Below are 3113 nucleotides of genomic sequence, written 5' to 3' on the forward strand. Positions count from 1 at the left end.
GGCATCTAAATCTATCGCAGAAATAACGGCTTCATATTTTTGGGTAGGTTCCATGTCATATAATTCTTGGATGCTAAATAGACTAGGTTGTCGTATAATGGTCATAAGAAGCGCTCCTCCAGTCTTTGTTTTCGTGTTATTACCATTATACAAGATTTGGGGAGGTGCTTCTTTTTTCAACGCTCAAAATCATTGGGAGACAAGGGCTATGAGTTATGAAATTCATTCGATTTAGTTGAATAAGGCTTATTGGTTGCGCAGGAGACTGGAAGAGGAACTACTTAAATATCATCCGAATTCTTTAATGAACACTTTAAAGGAAATAACTTAGGTAATAGTGTAGAGTTTCCAGATTACCACGGGAGAAAAAACGCCTTCAGCCTGAAGTGCTAAGAAAATTAATCTTATCATTATGTTCAGAACAATTTTAACAATTACAGAATTATCCAAGTATCTAGATAGAAGTCCAGATGGTCTGAGGAAAAATCATATAAAAAACCAGTTAGAGTTTGCGCCATCCAAATACTCGTAATCATAGGAATCAGGCATATAAAACGATAAGGTAAGATTCTGAGGAGAAAAGGGAATAACTTACAAAAACATTCTTAGATTAGTAGTACAAACCAAGGCCAAGGTTTGTGCTACTATTTTTTATAGTAGAAGTGAAGAAAAGTCGACCAGTCTCAGGGATCTTTGAATCCGTATTAAAAACAGTCTAACTTCACACCCTTATGTGAATCAGTTTAGTATGTTGGGTCCATAGAGATCGTGTATAAGAAAGTGGAATGTCAACACTAAACTGTACATATTTTTTAAGGAAAGTCATTGATTCAATGGATGTTATATTTGAATTTTTAGTTCCAGATTTACAAATTTTCCTGTGCACTTCATTCCATATTACTATTATTTTTTACATCTTTTAGCTACCGCGCTTCGCTTGCTGCCCTGCATGTATGGTGACGTTCTAAAAATCAATAACATCATGTCGACTGGGCAAATCAACTGGAAAATGTCATTCGTCAGTTTGTGAAGGAAAAATTAGAACTGATCATGCGGGAAGAAATCAAACATTTCCTCGAATAGGAACAGGCCGGAACGCTGAATAGGCGAAACGGTTACGATGTGCGAAATCTAGATACGCAATATGGCCGGATTGAGGGTCTTTTGGTCCCAAGAGACCGAAATGGGGAATGTCAAACACAGTTGTTTGCCCCTTACCAAACGGCATACCGGCCGGCTGGAGGAAGCCCTTGAGCGAATGGTTGAAAAACGTTATTGTTAACCAAATATTGTAAATAAACAAAATAAGGGAATTTTCCCTTTTGTGTGGAGAAAATCAGTCCCCTATCAATTCAAATCCATTTCAGAGAAACCCTACCCCATTTACATTACACAAAATTCTTGACAGTTCCGAGAATTCGTAATATTTTAATAATACGATTTGAAAAGGGGGAAAAATTGTTGCTCAAAAAAAGATGGCTTATCTTCATCTCATTTTTGTTAGCGTTTACACTGATTATCCCAACAGCAGCAAGTGCTAGTGAAAAAAATTACAAGCCAAATATCGCTCTTGAACCGATCGAAAACAGTGAAGGCAATGAGCATCCGATCATTTTAGTCCACGGTCTCGGCGGTTTTGGCAGAGATGAATTAGGCGGAATCATCAAAATGTGGGGTGGCATTCATGACATCGAGAAAAAATTGCGAGAAAAAGGCTACAAAGTATATACGGCAGCTGTCGGACCAGTATCCAGCAACCGCGATCGCGCAATTGAACTGTATTATCAAATTAAAGGCGGAACGGTTGACTACGGTGAAGCACACGCGAAAAAGTACGGTCATGACCGCTACGGAAGAACGTATCCAGGTTTTTATCCGGAATGGGGAGAAATCAATCCAAAAACAGGTAAACCGAATAAAGTACATTTAATCGGACATAGCATGGGCGGACAGACGATTCGAACACTCGCTCAGCTGCTTTATGAAGGCGATCCGGAAGAACAAAAAAATGGCGGAAATGATATTTCACCGCTGTTATCTAGCGAAAAACAACCGTGGCTGCATTCTGTATTATCGATCTCATCGCCACATGACGGTTCAACCGCCACGTATTTTGTCAATGATGTTATCCCGATCATTCAAGAACTCGTTATTGGAGCGGGGAAGTTCGCAGGGAACATCGACCCAAATCTATATGACTTCAAGCTCGATCATTGGGGAATTAAAAAACGTCCGGGAGAAAGTTTTCATTCGTATGTTCGACGAGTTCGCAATAGCCCAGTATGGAAAACGAAAGATACAGCCAACTGGGATTTAAAACCGGAAGGCGCATATGAATTAAATCGCTGGGTAAAAGCGCAGACTGACGTTTACTATTTCTCCGTCAGCAATACGCAGTCGCGGCGAAGTTTATTGACAGGCTACTACGTTCCAGATCTATTTATGAACCCATCTTTACATCCGACTGCCTATTACATCGGTTCGAAAACTTTCAGAAAAAGCAACTTTGTTCTCGATAAAACATGGTGGGAAAACGACGGCCTCGTCAGTGTCAAAGCGATGAAAGGGCCAAATATCGGTTCTAATGATGTTATCGTCGAATATAATGGAACTCCGAGAAAAGGCGTCTGGAATCATTTAGGCACGATGCGGCAGTTCGACCATTTAGACATTATCGGATGGGGTGTCCGTGACGTGACAAGCTGGTACGAAGATGTTGCACGTTTCTTGTATTCTTTGTCTGATGATCAATAACGTAAAACGAATTAAAAATCGTGGTCCCTTATTCAAGTACAGGGAGCCGCGATTTTTTCGCTGCCGATCTTTTCGTTTTAACTTTTGATCCAGCAGAACTCATCGAATGTCGTGTGGATACATACAGCACAGTCGTGATTAAACAAAATCATTACTTGGTTCCAGAAGAACATGTTGGAAAATACATCAAAGCCAAAGTGGGAGCTGAGACAATTCATTTATTTCTTGACGGAAGCGACAAGGGAAGAAGAAAAAAGGGAAAGAAGAAAAAATCGCAGCCGTTCATCAAGGTTGGGAAACAAATGGAAAGCGAGTACGTTTAAAAAACAAACGTCATTTTATTCATGACGGGAAGCAAC

The 3113-nt window shown here is 40.0% G+C and carries 1 protein-coding gene and 3 pseudogenes; all 4 read left to right on the forward strand.

From position 1 onward, the window contains the following. Positions 1 to 1002: 1002 nt before the first annotated feature. Positions 1003 to 1267, forward strand: a pseudogene (locus GJS40_RS11935) (transposase); the annotation flags it as partial. A gap of 194 nt (positions 1268 to 1461) precedes the next feature. Further along, a complete protein-coding gene (locus tag GJS40_RS11940; RefSeq protein WP_270898087.1) occupies positions 1462 to 2754 on the forward strand; it encodes an esterase/lipase family protein in 1293 nt (430 codons plus the stop codon). An 83-nt stretch (positions 2755 to 2837) separates the two neighbouring features. Continuing rightward, a pseudogene (locus tag GJS40_RS14615) lies at positions 2838 to 2987 on the forward strand (Mu transposase domain-containing protein); the annotation flags it as partial. After that, positions 2987 to 3113, forward strand: a pseudogene (locus tag GJS40_RS11945) (UPF0236 family transposase-like protein); the annotation flags it as partial. The pseudogenes GJS40_RS14615 and GJS40_RS11945, both read left to right, overlap by 1 nt.

The organism is Aliibacillus thermotolerans (genome assembly GCF_027853235.1).
In the GTDB taxonomy this organism is placed as follows: domain Bacteria; phylum Bacillota; class Bacilli; order Bacillales; family Marinococcaceae; genus Aliibacillus; species Aliibacillus thermotolerans.